This window comes from Paenibacillus sp. MT86 (assembly GCF_058792535.1).
In genome coordinates this window covers 2,852,131-2,870,536 of the sequence record NZ_CM179499.1, presented here as the reverse complement: position 1 = coordinate 2,870,536, position 18,406 = coordinate 2,852,131, and the positions used below count along the sequence as shown (strand labels likewise).

Here is an 18,406-nt window from a genome sequence, read left to right as displayed (position 1 = left end):
CATGGTAAGATATGACAAGAACGTGGGTTCCCGTTTCTCAAAAAAATTACAAGGAATAGTTACGGGACGCGCCAGCATCTAGAAATACCTAAGCCCTACACCTGGATCACGCCAAGAAGACCAGCCCCTCGGCATGGGAGCTGGTCTTCTAACAGATTACGTATAGGAATATCAAGATTTCTTATGTCTCTGCAACTATTTTCAAGAATTGATTGATCATTTCAGGGGTTATTTCCTGCTTCTCAGGCATGGTTGTTACGGCTGCGTTCTTGTCGACAGATTGAATGGCTACGTTGGATCTGACTCCATTCGAAGCGATACCGGTTCGGGCTTGACCATCATGAACGTTATCATGGTTGGCTAACATCATCATCAAAAAAGCACTTCCCAATCCGATCGACCACATACTCATTTTGTTTTTCTTGTTCATCGTCGTTGCTCCTTCCATCACTTGTAGTGACATACTTAGTATAAGGTCCGAACCTTAGTGAGAGATGAAAGCAATCTAAAATTCAGTTAAGCAAGTGACGATAGGATCAATTTCATGATAGTCCGTCTTTGGGCTGGATGCATAACATTGTTTTTTCATAGACTCGAACGAATCGTTCGTCTAACAAGAATAATAAAGTGATGCCGATAACGTTTATTTACAAACCTGATCAAGCTTATCAGAATAAAAAGCAATGGCTCTCTGATAGCTCCTGGTCCCCTCGTCATTACTGGTTTCGCTTAATTCTCTAAGCAGCAGTTCCATCGCCTTGTCATACTGTCGCAAATTGTACAAGGTCATCGCGTAGAACACCCTGAACTCCCGCGCCCCGGGGTAATCCCGCAGTCCCTGCTCGAATGTCTCCTTGGATTTGCCGTACATCCCCAATGTGCGGTATGTGCTTCCAAGTCCAAGCAAGGCGCCGCACCGTTCGGGATCCTTCAGCCCTAAAGAGATCGCCTTCTCGTAATAAGGAACCGCTTCGCTCTCAAGGCCCATCATATCATGCACCCAGGCCAGCTGATAATGGATATCCGGATCATCCGGGGATTGGGGCAGCAGCTCAAGGAGAATTTTTTTCGCTTCCTCCGGTTTGCCTTCGGCACGAAGTTCAATGGCTTGTTGTATCGTTGTCATGGGGCACATCCCTCTGAGTTTTATCCGCGTTTCCTACCTTATCTTACCAGACGCCATCCGCACTGGTCAAAATGCAACACCCGCCTCATCTTATAAATAGTCTAAAGATGAGGCGGGTGTCACAGGCTGCTAATGTTTATGCTTTGTTCTCAACGTTCAAAGCTGGCTTTTCCTCAGCCGCCATATGGGCTTTGCCCGGCCAGAACGCCCACTTGCCCAACAGCGTCGTGATTGCGGGTACCAGGAAAGGTCTCACGATGAACGTATCCAGCATAACCCCGATGGCCGTGATGATCCCAAACTGTACCAGCACTTGAATCGGAAGCGTGGCCAGTACGGCAAAGGTTCCTGCCAGGATCAAGCCGGCCGAGGTGATCACCGAGCTGGTCTCTCCAACGCCTTCTTTGATCGCTTGCTTCAGCGGCATTTGCTTCCGCTTTTGCCATATGCTCGAGATCATGAAGATGTTGTAATCCTCGCCTAACGCAACCAGGAACACAAACGAATACAACGGAATCGCTCCCTGGATGGCTTCGGCGCCCAGGCCGTAATGAATGATGATCCAGCCAAGCCCGAGGGCCGAGAAGTAAGACAAAATGACGGTTGCAATCAGATAAACGGTAGCTACAACGGATCTCAAATACACCAATAAGAGCAACGTAATCAAACCGATAACGACGGGGATGATCAATTTGGCATCATGCTCGCCAGCGATCTCGGTGTCGTACTGGGTAGCCGTTTGACCGGAGATCCACACGGCTTCGGCCGGATTGCCGACACCTGCCTTCTCCAGTGAAGCCTCCGCGATCTCCCGAAGATCCGGAATGTGCTGCATTGCTTCCATGGAGTAAGGATTCATGGACAGCTCGATTTCATAACCGATGATATCGTTATTCTCGGCCCCATTCTGCGGCTCGGATACGCGATCCACGTAATCCAGCGCTTTCAGCCGCTCCTCGAGGTCCAAAGCTTGCCCCCCGCTGTCCACCATCACGCGAACCGGCGCAAGCTCTCCTTCCGAGAACTGCTCGCCGATGACGGCGAATCCTTCACGCGAAGGTACATCCTCAGGGAAAGAGGATAAGAGATCGTAAGTGAACTTGATTTGGGACGAGAACGTCGCGAGTCCACCCAGTAATACCAATGCTGCCAAAACGACGGTCCAAGGCTTCGTTGTCACCAAGCGGCCGATCCGGCTCTCCTTCTCCTTGTGAGGGGCAGGAACCGGCTTTCCTTTTTTCCGGGCGCGTTCCGCTTGCATCTCCGGGGTTCTCGGAATGAAAGGATAGAACGAACCTCTGCCGAAAATAGCCAACAATGCGGGCACCAATGTCAGACTGGCTATAAACATGATGAGAATCGACAAACTGAAAGGCACGGCAAAACGTTGATATGCCCCGTACTGAGCCAGCAGCAGCGCGAACAGAGACAATACAACCGTGAAGCCGCTCATCGCAATAGCGCCTGATGAGCTGGTAATCGCCTGAAACAAGGCCATGCGTTTATCGGGCTCGTGCCATAACAGCTGGCGGAATCTCGAGATCAGGAACAAACAATAATCCGTTCCGGCTCCAAAGAGCAGCACGGTCATAATGGCGATGGACTGGGAATCCACCGTGATCCAGCCTTGATCCGCCATAAACCCGAGAATCGGGCTTGTTACCATATACGCAAAGCCGACCGCAACCAAAGGAATCAGGGCCAGAATCGGTGAACGGTAAATCAACAGCAGCAATATCAGAACAAGAAGCACGGTTGCAATCATGAGCGATACGTCGGCATCCTCAAACAATCCGGTTGCATCAATAGATATTCCCACCGGTCCCGTTACGCGAGCGCTGATTCCGTCTCCGCTCTGAACGGCAGCCTGAAACGGATTGCTGCCCAGCAATTGTTTCGACCGCTTCTCCAGCTCGGCCGTTCCTTCCTTAAGCTGGTCCGTCTCCTGATCTTCTTCAAAAAATACAGGCATCACCAGCGTGCTCCGATCCTCTGATAACTGGGCGCTTAAGGCTTGCGGAGGCAGCTGATGGAAAGGAACGACGAACGTCTGATACGGGAGCGGATCGGACTCAAGGCTTGCCGTCAATTCCTGCAGCTTGGTCAGATCCTCTTCGTTTAATCCGCTTTCTTTATGCCATACGACGAGAGCCGGCACGCCGCCGTTGCTCGGAAATTCCTTGTCGGCCATCGCTTCCGCTACGACGGACGGAACATCCTCCTTCAGATTGGCTGCATTGTTATCCTCTTTATCTCCAACAGCCGGCCATAGCAAATTCAACGCCAGCGCGATGAGTATCCATACACAGAGCGTGACCCATTTGCTTCGCTTTCCCGCTACCCATTTTCCGTAATTCGGTCCTGATCCGTGCATATGCAGATCCTCTCCATTCCTACGTAGTCTTTGTACTTCATCATGGTTCTTCCTTCGTAAACCTTTCGATGCAACATTGCAAATTAATTATATATACCGGTCGGTTAATATTCAATATTTATTTTGAAAATGCGCCCCTCATGTCTTACACTATACACAGGAGGTCATCATGACAAAAATACGTAACCCCCGAAATCCCGGACGTCCCAAAGCAGCTGCCGATCAGATTCCCATCCAGGAAACGATCCTCTGGACCGCCTCCAAATTGTTCATGGAGAATGGCTACGAGTCCGTATCGTTGCAGCAGATCGCGAAGGCTTGCCAAGTGACCAAGGCTTCCATCTATTATCATTTCACAAGTAAACCCGAGCTGTTTAAAATAGCGGTAACCACGATTCTAGATAAAGCTTATGCTTCTACACATCGCTTTTTGCAGGAAGCCGATACCCTAGAGGCTGGATTGATCCGGGTAGCCGAAGCGAAGATTGCCAAGCCTCATGCCGAAATGGAGACCATGATGCGGGAAGCGGAGCCTTTCTTGTCTAAGGAGCAAATGGCCGCTATCCGTGAGGCGGAACAGCGGATTCATGAAGTCCTTGCCCAACAGATTCATCAAGCCATGCAATCCGGCGAACTTCGGGAAGGCAACGCCTTGCTAATGGCACAGGCTTTCTCGGCCATGCTGATGCTGGGCAATCGTGAAGACACCCGAAGCGGTTATGCCAGCTCCCGTGATATGGCTGTTGACATCGTTGATTTATTCCTGCATGGGGCTGTAAGGCCTTCCAACGAGAATCTCGATGTGTAATTCCAAGCATAATCGGGCAAATTTCTAGACTAGAAAAGTTTCGACTACAACCAAAAAGAACGGAGGTCTGTTAATGACCTCCGTTCTTTTTGATGCCTGTTTAGATTTCATTCCAGAACGCAACGTCTTCTAGCGGCAATCTTACCGTCGGACGGCCTGGAGCGGCTGCTTTCCCGATGGCGATCAGCATCACGCTGCGGTAATGGGAAGGAATATAGAACTCCTCCACAAACCGATCCTTGTTATATCCGCCCATCGGAACGGTATCGTATCCTCTGGCGCGAGCGCTCAGCATCAGCTGCATGGAGATCAGTCCGGCATCCACGTCCACGATGCTTTCCTTAATGGACGGAGCCAGGTTCGCATACATATTTTCGGCCGTATGAATGAAGCGCTGCTTCACCTCTTCGGTCATATAACCGGCTTCTTCAGACATGGAATAAATTTTCTCGCCCTTCTCATACCATTTCAGATCGCCCAATACAGCGATGACGGCCGATGCTTGAAGAACATGCTCCTGATTGTTGGCAATCGGATGCAGCTTCTTCAAGAGGTCCGCATCATCGATCACAAGAAAACGCCATGGCTGCAGGTTGCTTGAAGAAGGCGCCAGTGTAGCATCCTTCAAGATCGCTTCCATCTCTTCTCTTGGAATCTTCACCGATGGGTCGTATTGACGAACCGAGTGGCGTTCCTGAATCACCGTTTGAAAATCGGGTTTTGTTGTCGTTGTTGCAGACATGGTTATTATCCCTCCAAATTTATATTGTGCAATATTCTGCACAGTTTATATCGCGACTTAACTGTGTTGTTTAATGCACAGTATAAAGCACACCTAAATTCTTTGTCAACCCAATTTAGAAGGGTTCATTGAGCGATGTCCGCGATCGTGCGCGACTCCAGTATTTTCAAGGTGCTCTCCTCAATCTCGGACAAGATGCCGGCAAAGGACTCCTTGATTTCCTCGGCAAAACAATGCCCTGCTGCCGCGTCCAGCATGCTGTCGCTAATCGAGCTGTGAACCTGAAGAATCGAGTATACTTCAGCCAGCGAAATATCGTGGGCATTCTTCCTCAGACGGTATCCCCCGTCCCTTCCTTCACGCGATTCAATCAGATCCGCTTGGGCAAGAGTTTTCAGCACGCGCCGAATCAACGTCGACTCCGAGTGGAGATACGATGCGATATCGCCGCTAGAACACTTGCCGGAGTGACGCTCAAGGGTCACAAGCGCTTGCACGGCAATACTGAAGGTTTTATAGGTGGACGGGCAGGCCATTGTCGATTTTTTGGAGGCCGCTTCTTTATTTATGCTCATGTTCCTACCCCCTTTTTAGAATAAAAAGCCCTTGAATGGGTACTCACCGGCAGAAGCAGATGTTCCCATCCAGCTTTTCATTATTGTAACGTAATCCTGACACTCCTTCAAGAACATAAGGGCCGCTGCTTAATGGCCCTCGTCCTCGACCAGCGCTTGCGACTCAAACAAATTCGCCTCCCGGTAATTCACGTCCATTCTAAGCTGGCTTGCCTGCGTCCGGTCTATATCGCCTTGCTCGAACATGCTCTGAATCTCGTTACGCTCGGATTGAATCGCTTTAAGTTCCAGTTCCATGCGTTCACTGCTCAGCTTCTGTTTTCTTCGGCTCCAAACGCGATCGTTCTGGAGAAAATGCTCCATTGCACGATAATCCGCGATTACCGCTTGCAAGATTTCCTTCTTCTCCGCCGGCTTCACCGCTTGAATCTCGACGATCGCCGCACGAATGGCCTCGAGCTTCAACGCCTTATACTGGTCCCAATCCGGATGATCCGGAGACATCGGCACTTCTTTGGGCTCGTTGTTTGTCAGCAAGCGCTTCAAATTCTGCCATAATGTTCTCATTAACAGCTTGATTTTGTATCGGCTGGCAAGCAGCATTTCGACTCTGTCAAGCGAGGATAGGAACAGCTCGGCTGCTCGCGTTGAGGCTTTATGTTCCTTAAGCCATGCTTCGGCAACGCTTCGCTCCGCCGCCAGGCCGATTTTTCTAACTGCGATCGTGGCTTCCCAGAACTGCTTCATGTCGCTCTTATCCGTGATATGAGATTGCTGAAGCCGCTTGGTATACGCATAGATGAGCTGGACCGCCTCTTCCTTGTTCTCGTCGGTCATTTCTTCCCGTACGGCGCGGAGACCCGCCTGCAGCATTTGAATCCGTGCTTCTTTTCCATGATCGATCATCGTCGCCGAATCGGCATGTTTCTCCCGGGTTAACAGCGGGAGCAGGACACTCGCGATCACCAGGGTTAAGAGAATGACGCCCGCACAGATAAACAGCATCAAGCTTCGCTCCGGAAAAGGACGGTTGTCCGCCAGAGTCAGCGGAATGGAGAAGGCCGCGGCCAGCGTCAATGCTCCCCTAACGCCCGAGAGGGCCGTCAGCAGGGAAGATTTGAACTGACGGTTCGTTGATAACCATACCCATGCGAATCGCAGCAATATCAGCACAGCCGTTATCAGTAATATGTAACCGACGACTTGTCCGTTATTATAGGCAGGGTCGCTCCATATTTGATTCACGACGCCCGGAATTTCATGCCCCAGCAAAATGAACACTAATCCGTTTAGCGTAAAGAGAATGACGGACCAGGTGCTGTCCGATACCACTCTGAGCTTGATGGACGCCGAGCGCATGCGGTCCCTCTCTACTGCGTGGGTGACGCCCGCGGCAACGACGGCCAGAATCCCGGATACATGAAACTCCTCGGCTATGAGGTAAATGATAAACGGCGTCAGGATGATGATCAGCATATGAAGAGTGACGTCCTCCATACCGAGCCGGCGCAGCAGCATTCTGAACCAGATCACAAGAAAACCCAGCAATGCACCGATGACGATTCCTCCGACCGCGATAACCAAAAAACTGCCGATGGCCTTCCTCAGGGAGAAATAACCCGTCACTGTTGCTGCAATCGCAAAGTTGAATGCAACCAAACCGGATGCATCATTCATAAGCGCTTCGCCTTCAAGCAAATGCATGATTTTACCCGGCAGCTTCACTCTTCCCGACAAGGAGCCTACCGCTACCGCGTCCGTAGGCGACAGTATCGCTGCCAGGGCGAAGGCCGCCGATAACGGGATTGCCGGAATGAGCCAGTGAATGAAAGGCCCCGCGATCAAGACCGTAGCAAATACGAGACCCAGCGCCAGCAGGAGGATGTATGATCTCAGCTTCCATAATTCGTCGCGCGGGGTCAGCTTTCCATCATTGAACAAGAGCGGCGCGATGAACAGAACCATGAACAATTCGGGATTCAGCGGCACATGATGAAAACCTTGGACATAGGCCACCCCGATTCCGAGGGCGATCTGGATCAGCGGGACCGGAATGAATGGCAGAAATCGATTTATCATATTGGAGATCCCGATCAAAACCAGAAAAATAAGGACCATTAAAAATATTTCCACCCTGCATTCGCTCCTTTCTGAAGGGATTCATCTATGTAACATTCACTGCCCTTCAATAGACGAGTTTAGGTTGTGTAGAATAACGATGGTTTATTAATGACGCGGTAAAGTTTCAGCCTTTTGCCTGGATCATAAAAAGGCCCCCTAAAGAGTGTCCTTTAGGAAGCCTATTTAACCAGCCGTTTCGTATTAATAAGCAGTCCAGCCGGCATCGGCTGTGACGACGGTGCCGTTGACAAAGCTGGCTTCGTCCGAAGCGAGGAACAATACCACCTTCGCGATCTCTTCCGGTTCGCCCGCCCGCGGGTTCAGGTTCATGCCGGCCATGGCTCGTTCCATGCCGAACGAATTCGGCGCGTTGATGGTGGTGCCGATATTGGTGCTGACGCCGCCCGGAGCAACCGCATTACAGCGGATGCCCTGCGTCGCATACTGGAAGCCGACATTTTTGGTCAAGCCGACCACGGCATGCTTGGCCGCCGTATACGAAGCGCCTGCCCTGGACCCCATCAGGCCTCCGGCAGAAGCAATGTTCACAATGACTCCGCTTTTCTTCTCCAAGAAGATCGGCAATGCTTTACGAATGGTTCTCATCGGCCCCGTTGCGTTGATGGCGAATACGCGGTCCCACAGCTCGTCCGTCACGTCCGCTGCCGGTACGAAATTGTCCATGATGCCGGCATTATTGATCAAGATATCAAGCGTTCCGTATTCTTTAACGGTGGCGTCCACCAACTGCTGCACTTCTTCTTCCTTGGCAACATTCGCGGCCACAGCCAAGGCCGTGCCGCCATTCGCTGCGATTCCGTCCACTACGGCTTGCGCCGCCTCAAGCCGAAGGTCGGACACCACGACTTTTGCGCCTTCTGCAGCAAACAATTCTGCCGTCGCTTTTCCCATTCCGGAAGCAGCCCCGGTTACAATCGCAACTTTACCAGATAATCTCATGCTTCATACCCCCATTATTCGTCATTGATCAAATTTTAATATCAGGCACAATATATCAACAGCTGTTCAATACCAGACATATGTCAAATCTAGTATAATCAAAGTATGATATAGGTCACAATCATTAAAAAACGCAAAAGTGTGCGTTAACGAACAAAATACGGGGATCTGTTTATATTTGAAATAATTAAATTCGTTATATTTTCACCGAAAGGACTCTTGCCTATGCAAACGAACAGAAAAAGGAGCGACCGGCGCATCGTCCGCAGCAAAGAGGCTTTAAAGCAGTCGCTGCTGTCGCTGCTCTCGCAAAAAAGCTTCTCCAGCATTTCCATCACGGAAATCGTCGAATCGGCCAACTATAATCGAGGTACCTTCTATACCCACTATGACAACAAAGAGGCTCTGCTGGATGATATCCTGACTCCGCTCATGGAGGAGCTAATCGCTTCATTTAGAGCTCCATACGGGGATGTCGACGTTTTTCATATCGATGAGCTGCCCGCCAACGCGGTCAAAATATTCGACCATATCCATCAAAATGCCGGCGTGTACACGTCCCTGTTCAAAAGCGATGTGCTGCCGCTGGTCCGAGATAAAATGTTCACCGCCCTAAAGCAAATCGCCTTGGAGGATTTGGACTATCCGGGCGAAGAGCTCAATCATGAACTTCTCATCATTTATAATATGAACGCCTTAATCGGCCTGGTATTCCACTGGATCGAGAACAATTTCCACTATTCCGTCCCTTATATGAGGGATCAGCTGATTCTTATGATCAACTGGAGGCCGCGAAGCGTTAGGACGCAGATCAAGCGGACGGACCCTACATGAAATCGGCGTTGATAACCTTGATAAGGAAGTAGAAAAACCATGAGCCCTTTCTTAAGCAAGTGAAAGGATTCATGGTTTTTCAACGTCGATCAGCCATAGAACACCATTTAAAATACGCTTTCGCCTTTCCTTCACAGGTTCCTCAGCGGTTAATCGATCATGAACCCGCTTTTCTTACAACCGGATTCTTATTCTTGTTGGTCTAAAGGCATGGATAGGACCGTCATCGTCGTTGTATGCCCATACTCGCTGCACTGATAGATAAAGGTTTCGAGAGACTTCATCGAACCTGTTTCGATTTTCATCAGAAAATTGTATTGGCCGCTGACTTGGTATATCTCGACGACCTCCTGCGATTGTTTGGCGAATGTCGTCAGACGGCCGCAATGACTGGCCTGGATCAGGATGAAGGCCGTTACGCCCTTCCCCATTTTTTCAGCTGAAAGAACCGTACGATACTCTGTAATTACGCCTTTCTCCTCCAAACGCTTCACACGCTCGGATACCGCAGGCTGCGTCATGTTGACCTTTCTCCCCAATTCGGAGAAGGAGATTCTTGCATTATGCTTTAACAGCTCCAAGATTTGAAGATCAATTTGATCCATGATTACACACTCCCTGCCTTCCCAACTACAATTTCCAAGTCGAATGTACGAAACAGCTATGATTTCAAAGTATTACGGTAGGATTTCCTTGATTATCATCTGTAACTATACGGCTCTGATTTATACAATGGAACTAGGTTAACAAGCCACATTCTAGGAGGTAATACAATGACGATCAGCCTGCACGATTCCATACGAATCGGAACCTTACAATTGAAGAACCGAATGATCATGGCTCCTATGCAGCAAAATCAAGGAACGCCGGATTCTCATGCAACCGATTATCATGTGAAATTTTACAGTGAACGGGCGGAACATGTCAGTATGATCATTATCGAATCTACCGTCGTGTCGGCAAACGGCCGGTTGTTCCCGGACGATATTGGAATATATACCGAACTGCATGCAGCTTCCCTACGCAGAATTGTCGATGCGGTCCATGCGAAAGGAACGCCGATCTTCATCCAATTGACCCACGCTGGCAGAAAAGCATGGCCTACCGTCACCGAAAAAAGTCTGGCTCCTAGTGCGATTGCCTACGATGATCAATATGGACTTCCCGAAACGATGTCCCAAGCGGACATTAACGCGGTCATCGACCAGTTCCGGATGGCTGCCCGCCGAAGCCTCCAGGCCGGCTTTGATGGAATCGAGCTTCATGCCGCCCATGGTCATCTCCTCCACCAATTCCTCTCTCCGCTGTCGAATCGGCGAACGGACGCATATGGTGGGAGCCTTGAAAACAGAGTCCGCTTCATCCAGGAAGTTCTGGCGGGCATCCGTACCGAAGTAGGAAACGCCTACCCGGTGCAATTGCGGGTTTCTGCATCCGACTTTGCCGATGGCGGCCTGACGCCGGCAGAGGTTGCGCTGGCCTTGACGTACCTTCAGTCCGAACTGGATGCCGTGCATGTATCTTCAGGCGGTCTCGTTCCTGCTGCGCCTTTAGCCACGCCGGAAGGCTACCAAACACCTTATGCGGCGGTGATCAAACAATATGTAAACATTCCGGTAATCGCGGTCGGCAATATGCGCACCCAGGCGTTCGCCAATTTCATTCTAGCAGATGGGATGGCAGATATGATAGCCATCGGCCGCCCATTGCTGGAAGATGCAAATTTCGGTAAAAAAATGCTGACCTTAGTTTAATGACTGCGAACTCAAGCAACATAGTCGTTAACTTGCGCAATTCATTAGAAAAGCCAAAGGCCGTCTCCACAGGGAGCTTGAAACTCCCCTTGGAGACGGCCTATTCTTGAAGCCGATCAATTTTGCATCTGAACCAATTTGCCGATCCTCCTCAATAAACCGTGATCAAACGCCCCCATTGCTGTAGCAAATGGACAGGAGGTTTAGATTACCGTCAGGATCGAAACATCTTAAGCCGGCGGCAGGGTCGTCGATTGGCGGACGATCAGCTCCGGGGGGAGCACGATTCGACGGGCAGGATCACCCTTGCCGGACAGCCCCCTTACGACAAGATCAACCGCCATGCGGCCCATCTGCTCGATCGGCTGGGCAATAACGGTCAGCGGCGGATCGGTTACGCTGGCCAGAATCGTATCGTCAAAGCTGACGACCGAACATTCCTCCGGTACGCGCAGTCCGAGTTCGCGGGCCGCCCGAAGGGCACCGACCGCCAGCAGGTCGTTGCAGCAGAACAGTGCCGTGGGTCTTACCGCTAACTCCAGCATGGCTTTAGCTCGTCGGTAACCATCCTCGATCTTATGGTCACAGGCCGCAATACAGCCGGGGGACAGCTCCAAACCGTGTGAAGCGGCAGCTTCAACAAATCCCCTTACCCGCTCGCTGCTGCTTGTCACCCGTTCATTCTCAGCAAGCACTGCGAGTCTGCGATGACCCAATTGTAGCAGATGCTCCGCAGCCAGCCGTCCTCCCTCCAGGTCATGTACCCGGACGCTGCTGGCATCAAGCGCAGGATTGTCCCGGGCAATAAGCGCTATCGCCAGCGAATGCTCTTGAAGCGGCTTAAGCAGCTCGCCATGGGATATACCCGTCCCGATAATCACGCCATCCACTTGCTTCTGCCTCAACAGATTAACGTAGCGCTTTACTTTCTCTTCTTGGTTGTCCGTGCTGCAGATGATCACGCTGTAACCGAGCTGATGTCCTTGATCCTCGACGGAGCGAGCCATCTCGGCAAAAAACGGGTTGGAGATATCGGGAACGAGCAATCCAAGAGTAAAGGTTCTTTTGCCGGCGAGGGCGGAAGCAATCGCGTTCGGCCGATAGTTCAGGCGCTTCATGATATCCAGAATTTCCTCACGCCGTTCGCGGCTGATCTTGCCCTTGCCGTTGATGACATGAGAAACGGTGGCAATGGAGACGCCGGCTTCGCGCGCAACGTCATAAATAGTCGCTCTTATCATCCCTTGTGCTCCATTTGTTTAATTTTGGAATTTCAATTTATTATGCGCCTTCCTCTCTTTTAGCGCAAGGCCGATTTATCGTTAATGCCGCCTGCAGACATTCAATCAAGAACCCTTGCCTGGATCTTATCTGACTTTATCTCATCAGCCAGTCATGATCCGGGTCGTTGCGGAATTTCCATATTCGCTTCGGACCTGCCATGACGTTCAGGTAATATACGTCATAACCCGGAGGGGCGGAAACCGGATGGTAGCCTTCAGGCACCATCACGGCCTCGCCGTCTTTGACCGCCATCGTTTCGTTCAGCGACCGGTCATCCGTGTAGACCCGCTGCACGGCAAACCCCTGCTCCGGCTCAATCCGGAAATAGTAGGTTTCCTCCAGCAGCGACTCCTCCGGCAGCTCGTCGCGGTCATGCTTGTGGGGCGGGTAACTGGACCAGTTGCCTCCGTCCGTAAACACCTCGACCACCAGCAAACTGTCGGCCAGCTTTTGCTCCGGCAAAATATTGTGCACCAGGCGCGACATGCTGCCGCTGCCCCGGTTCTCGACGCCCACATCCTGCGGCTCAATCAGACGTGCCTGATGATTCCCTTGCCCCGGGGCAAGGCACACCGCCAGCTCCATTTCAGTAAGAGCCTTGACCTCATACTGCTTTTGCGAAGGCACATAAACGGTGTAGGGAGGCGTCTTTTCGAACACGCTCATGCGTTTGCCAATGTTGTCCCAGCTTTCTCCCCCGGCCTTCACGTCGGCCCGCCCGGACAGCAGGACAAGGGCCGCCTCCTGATCTCCTGTGATTCGACTCAGCGTCTGGCCTTCGCTCAAACGGAAAACCTCGAAGCCTACATACTCCCATCCTGCCGTCTGCGGCGTAATCGACAGCACGCGTCCGTCCCGGTCCGGAGTCGTTGCGGGTACAATGAAGTTCGGCATGGTCTTTCTCCTCCTTTGTCGTGGATCAGATCTGCAAATCATGAGGGCATTAGCCTACTGAAGTACCGGCGTTCACCTCGGCCAGCTTCACCGGACGGCCCTGTTCCAGCGAGCGTTTAGCCGCCAGCGCGATCAGCTCCGCCTGCAGGCCGTCGCGACCGCTAACCGGCACTGGCGTGCCGTACTGAAGGCTTTCGATAAACTGCTTCGCCTCGTTCATGTACGCTTCCGTGTACCGTTCCAGAAAGAAATACAACGGCTTGTCACGGGTGACGCCTTCCGGGCCGCTGACCACCGTGGTGCTTGGATAATCGTTGTCGGCGGTCACGCTGCCGCCGGAGCCGAATACCTCCACCCGCTGATCATACCCGTAGACGGCTTTGCGGCTGTTGTCGATGACGCCGAGCGCGCCGCTTTCAAACCGAAGCATCGTCACGGCTGTGTCAATGTCGCCCTGTTCGCCGATGGCGGGGTCCACCAGCACCGCGCCTTGGGCGAACACCTCGACCACCTCGCTGCCCGATAGGTAACGGGCGATGTCAAAATCATGAATCGCCATATCCATAAACAGGCCGCCGGAACCTTTAATATAATCCGGATGCGGCGGGTTCGGATCGCGCGAGGTGATCTTGATCAGATGCGGTTCCCCGATTCTTCCCTCGGATACAATCTCCCGAACGCGTCTGAAGTTGTGGTCGAACCTGCGGTTGAAGCCGATCTGCAGGCTAACGCCAGCCGCTTTCACGGCCGCCAGCGCTTCGCGGGTCTGGTCCACGCTCAAACTGACCGGCTTCTCGCAGAAAATATGCTTGCCGTTTGCGGCGGCCTGCTTAATGAGCGGGACATGCGTATCCGTCGAGGAGCAGATCAACACGGCATCGATATCCGGATCTTCCAAGATATCGATACTATTAGTCGTAACCACAGGAATGCCGCGTTCTGCGGCCCAGGCCCTCAGCTCGTCGCCGGCAAACAAATCGCCGATGGCCGAAATTTTCACGCCGGGAATGCGCAGCAGGTTATCCGCATGGATTTTGCCGATTCGTCCGGCACCGATGATTCCGATATGGATGGTTTTCATATGAACGTCTCCTCTGCTTCAGGGCTACCAGCGCGCCGTCACCATTTTTTTGCGGGTATAGAATTCCACGCCGTCCGTGCCGTTGGCATGCAGGTCTCCATAGAAGGAGTTTTTCCAGCCGGAGAACGGAAAGAAAGCCATCGGAGCAGGAACGCCGAGGTTCACGCCCAGCATGCCGGCATCGATATGTTCGCGGAACTGGCGCACATCGCTGCCGTCCTGCGTGAACAGACAGGCCCCGTTGGCGAAATCGGAGCGGTTCGAAATTTCGATGGCCGCTTCAAGCGTTTCCGCCCGCATGATGGACAACACCGGGGCGAAAATTTCGTCCTTCCAAATCTTCATCTCGCTTGTCACTTCATCAAAAATCGTCGGTCCGACAAAATATCCGGCCCCGTTCACGGCCTCGTCCGCGCGGCCGTCACGAATCAGTTTCGCTCCTTCCCGCTCGCCCGCTTCGATATAAAAGAGCGTGCGCTCCTTGTGGGCTTGCCGGATCACCGGCCCCAAGAAGACGCCTTCGTCCGCTCCGTTGCCGATGGAGATTTCATCGGCAGCCTGCTTCAGCTTAGCGATTAGCGGCTCGGCTACGTCCCCTACGGCCACCACCACGGAGCAGGCCATGCAGCGCTCACCGGCAGAGCCGAAGGCAGCGCTGACGATCTGGGTGACGGCGGCGTCCAAATCGGCTGTCGGCATCACGATGCTGTGGTTTTTTGCTCCGGCCAAGGCCTGCACGCGCTTGCCATGGGAAGAAGCGGTTTTGTACACATGCTCCGCCACCGGTTGGGAGCCGACGAAGGACACGGCAGCGATGCCGGGATGCTCCAGCAAAGCGTTGACTACATCATGGGCGCCGTGAACGAGGTTCAGGACGCCGTCCGGCAGGCCCGCTTCCGAGAACAGCTCTGCCAGGCGCTGAGCCAGGAGCGGCGTACGTTCCGAAGGCTTCAGCACGAACGCGTTGCCGCAAGCGATGGCGAGCGGAAACATCCAGCATGGCACCATCATCGGAAAATTGAACGGCGTGATGCCGGCCACAACGCCGACCGGATACCGGTACATGCCAGATTCCAAATGGGTGGCGATGTCCGGAAGCTGTTTGCCCATCATCAGCGTCGGCGCGCCTGCGGCAAACTCGACGCATTCGATGCCACGCTGGACTTCGCCGTAGGCTTCGGCATAGCTTTTGCCGTTCTCCGCCGTAATCAGGCGTGCCAGCTCCTCCCAGTGCTCCACGAGCAGCTGCTGATACTTGAACAGAATCCGCGCGCGTCGCGGCACGGCGGTCTTGGCCCAGTCGCGTCCGGCTTTGGCGGCGGCCTGAACCGCCTGGTCCACATCCTCCTTGGTGGAAAGCGGAACATAAGCAAGGATTTCTTCCGTCGCCGGATTATAGACCGGATCGCTGCGTTCCGATCGGGATGGCACGAATTCTCCGCCGATATAATTGTTCAGGATTTGCGTCATGCGTGTTGGCCCCTTTCGATTGAATCAGTCAGGATAAAATAATGAATGCTCCTTCAAGAATTGGCGGTAATTTCGCCTCGCTTGCAGCGCTCGATATAATCGAGAACCGCGGCGCTTGTCGGCATCGCATCGGAGCAGCTGTGGCTGGAGATGACGATGCTCGCTGCAGCACTTCCGAACTCCATGCAGCGTTCGATAGCCCAGCCCTGCATTAGGCCGTACAGGAAGCCGGCGGCATACGAATCCCCCGCTCCGAACGTCTTGATGACCTTCGCCGGAAAGCTTTGAGCTGTATGGCTCCCACCGCCGGGGGTATAAGCGATGGACCCCTCCTTGCCGTGCTTGATAATGACGATTTTGGCCCTGTAATCAAACCACTTGGCAGCCGTGATGCGGTCGCTTCGTTCCGGGTTGCCGCCGAACTGCTCCATCATGTTGAACTCCTCGCGCGTGCCGAGGACAATGTCGCATTTTTCCGCCGCTAAATTGTAATAGGTTGCCGTCTCCTGCGGGGATTTCCAGGTGTACGGACGGTAATCGAGGTCGAACGCGATCACGGCGCCGTGGCGCTTGGCATAGTCCAGAGCCAGAAACACGGCTTCCCGGGAGGGGCTGGCCGCGAGCGCTGTCCCGGAGATGAGTACCATTTTGGCGGATGCAATCAGCTCCTCGCTCACTTCCCCCGTCTCCAGCAGCAAGTCCGCGGCGTTGTCCCGATACATCAGAATGCTGCAGTCGGTCGGGCTCCTGATCTCGGTAAAAGCCAGACCCGTTACGGCCCCCGTGTGGTCGATGGAGACGCCGTTCGTCGCAATCCCGTTATCCTCCAGATATTTGGTAATAAAACGCCCCATCTGATCGTCCGCCACCTTGCCGATGAAGCCTGTATTCAGGCCCAGTCGGGCCATCCCGATACAGATATTGGCGGGGGATCCGCCCACATATTTGGTAAACGTGCTCGTCTCTTCCATCGGCCGGTTAATCTCATTGGCGTTCAGGTCGATGCACAGTCTGCCCACGGCCACGAAATCCATCTTTTTTTCGTTATTGAACGTGATTTCACTCATGGATAAACCTCCTCGTTCGGATCAGCCCTGGCCGAGCAACCATATGATTCTGACTCCATGGCTCCGCTCTTCTATGGACCGTATCGCTTACAGCTCGTCATACTTTCAGTTAAAAACTTCCAAACGGTAAACACTCCCCGCTCAAGCCGCCCACATTTGAGTTCGTTACTGGGGGGATGAGTATGTTACGATTCCTCCCCATACGGGAGTCATGTCGCCTTGAGCCAAGCTCGACCCTCGAGAGGTGGACTTCAGCCCTGTATCTTCGTCAGTCCGTCTAAGCTGTCCAAGTATTCAATCGCCCGTTGAGCGTACTCCTTGGCCGGATGCAGCGCCGGATCCTGCTCACCCTCCAGCATCGCCCAGCCGTCATAGCCGCGTTCAACGAGCTCTCCGATTATCGGCGCGAAATCGATGCATCCATCGCCGGGAACCGTAAACACGCCCCTGCGGATGCAGCTTATGAAATCGCAGTTGTCCAGTCTCGCCTGTTCCAGCACATCAGGCCGGATATCCTTCAGGTGGATATACGCGATCCGGTCATAATGCTTTCGGAGCAGCTCCAGCGGGTCGTTCCCCCCGTAATAGGCATGACCGGTATCGTACAGGAGAGACACCAGCGAAGCGTCGGTCATGGCCATCAGCCGGTCGACCTCGTAAGGCTGCTCCACAACCGTACCGCCATGATGATGATAAGCCAGCTTCATGCCGTAACTCGCCGCAATCTCCCCTGCCTGATTCAGCCCTTCCGCCAGGCTTTCCCATCCGGCGTCATCCAAACGGAGCACGATGCTCTCATTCGGCGTCCGGCGGGGATCGAAATGCAGCGAGCCGCCTACCTCCGCCGTGCTGATGACTTTGCTGCCGAACCCCGCCAAAAACTCCGCATGCCGGCGGTAGTCCTCCAGCTCCTGCTTCCGGTAATCGGGATCGGAGAACAGCACCGATTTCCACTGGGAAACCAGCTGGATACCGCGGGCATCCAGCTCCCGCTTCAGAACCGCAGGATCCTTCGGGAATATACGGCCCATCTCCGTGCCTTTCAGCCCCAAAGCCGCAATATCGTCCACAATCGTCTCAAACGCCGTGCCGTCTCCATGCTCTTTTACATCCTCGCCGACCCAGTTGATGGGATGGATCCCAAGCTTAAACAGCCTGTTGCTCATTTTCAGCACTCCTTTGCTTTGTGAGGTAGGGGCATGCTTCCTTGCTCAAGTGCCCTTAGCAGGCGGCTTTCTTGCCCCGAACACCTTCATGGCCTTCCGTCTAGCGGGCTACCTTGACAGCCTTTCTTGTCCGCACCGCGCTTGCTTTCT

Annotated in this window: 17 protein-coding genes; 3 read left to right on the top strand and 14 right to left on the bottom strand. The window is 53.0% G+C overall.

Annotation, left to right across the window (positions count from 1 at the left end; translation table 11 throughout):
* Window positions 1-181 precede the first annotated feature (181 nt).
* From AC3RCL_RS12720 to AC3RCL_RS12710, 3 genes are all read right to left on the bottom strand, one after another.
* Window positions 182-430 carry a hypothetical protein gene (locus AC3RCL_RS12720; protein ID WP_036660860.1) on the bottom strand — a complete coding sequence of 83 codons (249 nt, stop codon included), beginning with the start codon at window positions 428-430 and terminating at the stop codon, window positions 182-184.
* Between the two features lie 213 nt (window positions 431-643).
* Window positions 644-1,126 carry a tetratricopeptide repeat protein gene (locus AC3RCL_RS12715; RefSeq protein ID WP_492535572.1) on the bottom strand — a complete coding sequence of 161 codons (483 nt, stop codon included), beginning with the start codon at window positions 1,124-1,126 and terminating at the stop codon, window positions 644-646.
* A 136-nt stretch (window positions 1,127-1,262) separates the two neighbouring features.
* Window positions 1,263-3,500 (bottom strand): MMPL family transporter, encoded by a 2,238-nt coding sequence (locus AC3RCL_RS12710; RefSeq protein ID WP_492535570.1) that lies wholly within the window; start codon window positions 3,498-3,500, stop codon window positions 1,263-1,265.
* Between the two features lie 169 nt (window positions 3,501-3,669).
* On the opposite strand from AC3RCL_RS12710, the gene AC3RCL_RS12705 reads away from it, so the two are divergent.
* Window positions 3,670-4,308, top strand: coding sequence for a TetR/AcrR family transcriptional regulator (locus AC3RCL_RS12705; protein WP_492535569.1), 639 nt, complete (start codon window positions 3,670-3,672; stop codon window positions 4,306-4,308).
* A 100-nt stretch (window positions 4,309-4,408) separates the two neighbouring features.
* On the opposite strand, the gene AC3RCL_RS12700 is transcribed toward AC3RCL_RS12705, so the two are convergent.
* The 4 genes from AC3RCL_RS12700 to AC3RCL_RS12685 all read right to left on the bottom strand — a co-directional run bounded on the left by AC3RCL_RS12700 (window position 4,409) and on the right by AC3RCL_RS12685 (window position 8,706).
* Complete coding sequence (locus AC3RCL_RS12700; protein ID WP_492535567.1) at window positions 4,409-5,050, bottom strand: nitroreductase family protein; 642 nt, start codon at window positions 5,048-5,050, stop codon at window positions 4,409-4,411.
* 125 nt (window positions 5,051-5,175) lie between these two features.
* Window positions 5,176-5,625 carry an RrF2 family transcriptional regulator gene (locus tag AC3RCL_RS12695; protein WP_096774170.1) on the bottom strand — a complete coding sequence of 150 codons (450 nt, stop codon included), beginning with the start codon at window positions 5,623-5,625 and terminating at the stop codon, window positions 5,176-5,178.
* A 129-nt stretch (window positions 5,626-5,754) separates the two neighbouring features.
* A complete protein-coding gene (locus AC3RCL_RS12690; RefSeq protein ID WP_492535565.1) occupies window positions 5,755-7,758 on the bottom strand; it encodes a Na+/H+ antiporter in 2,004 nt (667 codons plus the stop codon).
* A 189-nt stretch (window positions 7,759-7,947) separates the two neighbouring features.
* Window positions 7,948-8,706: an SDR family oxidoreductase gene (locus AC3RCL_RS12685; RefSeq protein ID WP_096774172.1), complete on the bottom strand. Its 759-nt coding sequence runs from the start codon at window positions 8,704-8,706 to the stop codon at window positions 7,948-7,950.
* A 225-nt stretch (window positions 8,707-8,931) separates the two neighbouring features.
* Between AC3RCL_RS12685 and AC3RCL_RS12680 the strand changes: the two genes are divergently transcribed.
* On the top strand, window positions 8,932-9,540 hold the full coding sequence (locus tag AC3RCL_RS12680) for a TetR/AcrR family transcriptional regulator (RefSeq protein WP_015735877.1): 609 nt from the start codon (window positions 8,932-8,934) through the stop codon (window positions 9,538-9,540).
* Window positions 9,541-9,728: 188 nt separating this feature from the next.
* On the opposite strand, the gene AC3RCL_RS12675 is transcribed toward AC3RCL_RS12680, so the two are convergent.
* On the bottom strand, window positions 9,729-10,145 hold the full coding sequence (locus AC3RCL_RS12675) for an Lrp/AsnC family transcriptional regulator (RefSeq protein WP_015735878.1): 417 nt from the start codon (window positions 10,143-10,145) through the stop codon (window positions 9,729-9,731).
* Window positions 10,146-10,313: 168 nt separating this feature from the next.
* Here AC3RCL_RS12675 and AC3RCL_RS12670 point away from each other — a divergent pair, with 168 nt between their 5' ends.
* On the top strand, window positions 10,314-11,294 hold the full coding sequence (locus AC3RCL_RS12670) for an oxidoreductase (protein ID WP_492535562.1): 981 nt from the start codon (window positions 10,314-10,316) through the stop codon (window positions 11,292-11,294).
* Window positions 11,295-11,524: 230 nt separating this feature from the next.
* Here AC3RCL_RS12670 and AC3RCL_RS12665 read toward each other — a convergent pair whose 3' ends face one another.
* From AC3RCL_RS12665 to iolE, 6 genes are all read right to left on the bottom strand, one after another.
* Window positions 11,525-12,535: a LacI family DNA-binding transcriptional regulator gene (locus AC3RCL_RS12665; protein ID WP_176502415.1), complete on the bottom strand. Its 1,011-nt coding sequence runs from the start codon at window positions 12,533-12,535 to the stop codon at window positions 11,525-11,527.
* A 136-nt stretch (window positions 12,536-12,671) separates the two neighbouring features.
* Window positions 12,672-13,472, bottom strand: coding sequence for a 5-deoxy-glucuronate isomerase (iolB, locus tag AC3RCL_RS12660; protein ID WP_492535560.1), 801 nt, complete (start codon window positions 13,470-13,472; stop codon window positions 12,672-12,674).
* Between the two features lie 49 nt (window positions 13,473-13,521).
* Complete coding sequence (iolG, locus tag AC3RCL_RS12655) at window positions 13,522-14,553, bottom strand: inositol 2-dehydrogenase (RefSeq protein ID WP_492535558.1); 1,032 nt, start codon at window positions 14,551-14,553, stop codon at window positions 13,522-13,524.
* Between the two features lie 24 nt (window positions 14,554-14,577).
* Window positions 14,578-16,023: a CoA-acylating methylmalonate-semialdehyde dehydrogenase gene (locus tag AC3RCL_RS12650; protein ID WP_492535556.1), complete on the bottom strand. Its 1,446-nt coding sequence runs from the start codon at window positions 16,021-16,023 to the stop codon at window positions 14,578-14,580.
* 53 nt (window positions 16,024-16,076) lie between these two features.
* Window positions 16,077-17,090 carry a 5-dehydro-2-deoxygluconokinase gene (iolC, locus tag AC3RCL_RS12645; protein ID WP_492535554.1) on the bottom strand — a complete coding sequence of 338 codons (1,014 nt, stop codon included), beginning with the start codon at window positions 17,088-17,090 and terminating at the stop codon, window positions 16,077-16,079.
* Window positions 17,091-17,341: 251 nt separating this feature from the next.
* Window positions 17,342-18,256: a myo-inosose-2 dehydratase gene (gene iolE / locus AC3RCL_RS12640; RefSeq protein ID WP_492535552.1), complete on the bottom strand. Its 915-nt coding sequence runs from the start codon at window positions 18,254-18,256 to the stop codon at window positions 17,342-17,344.
* Window positions 18,257-18,406 lie beyond the last annotated feature (150 nt).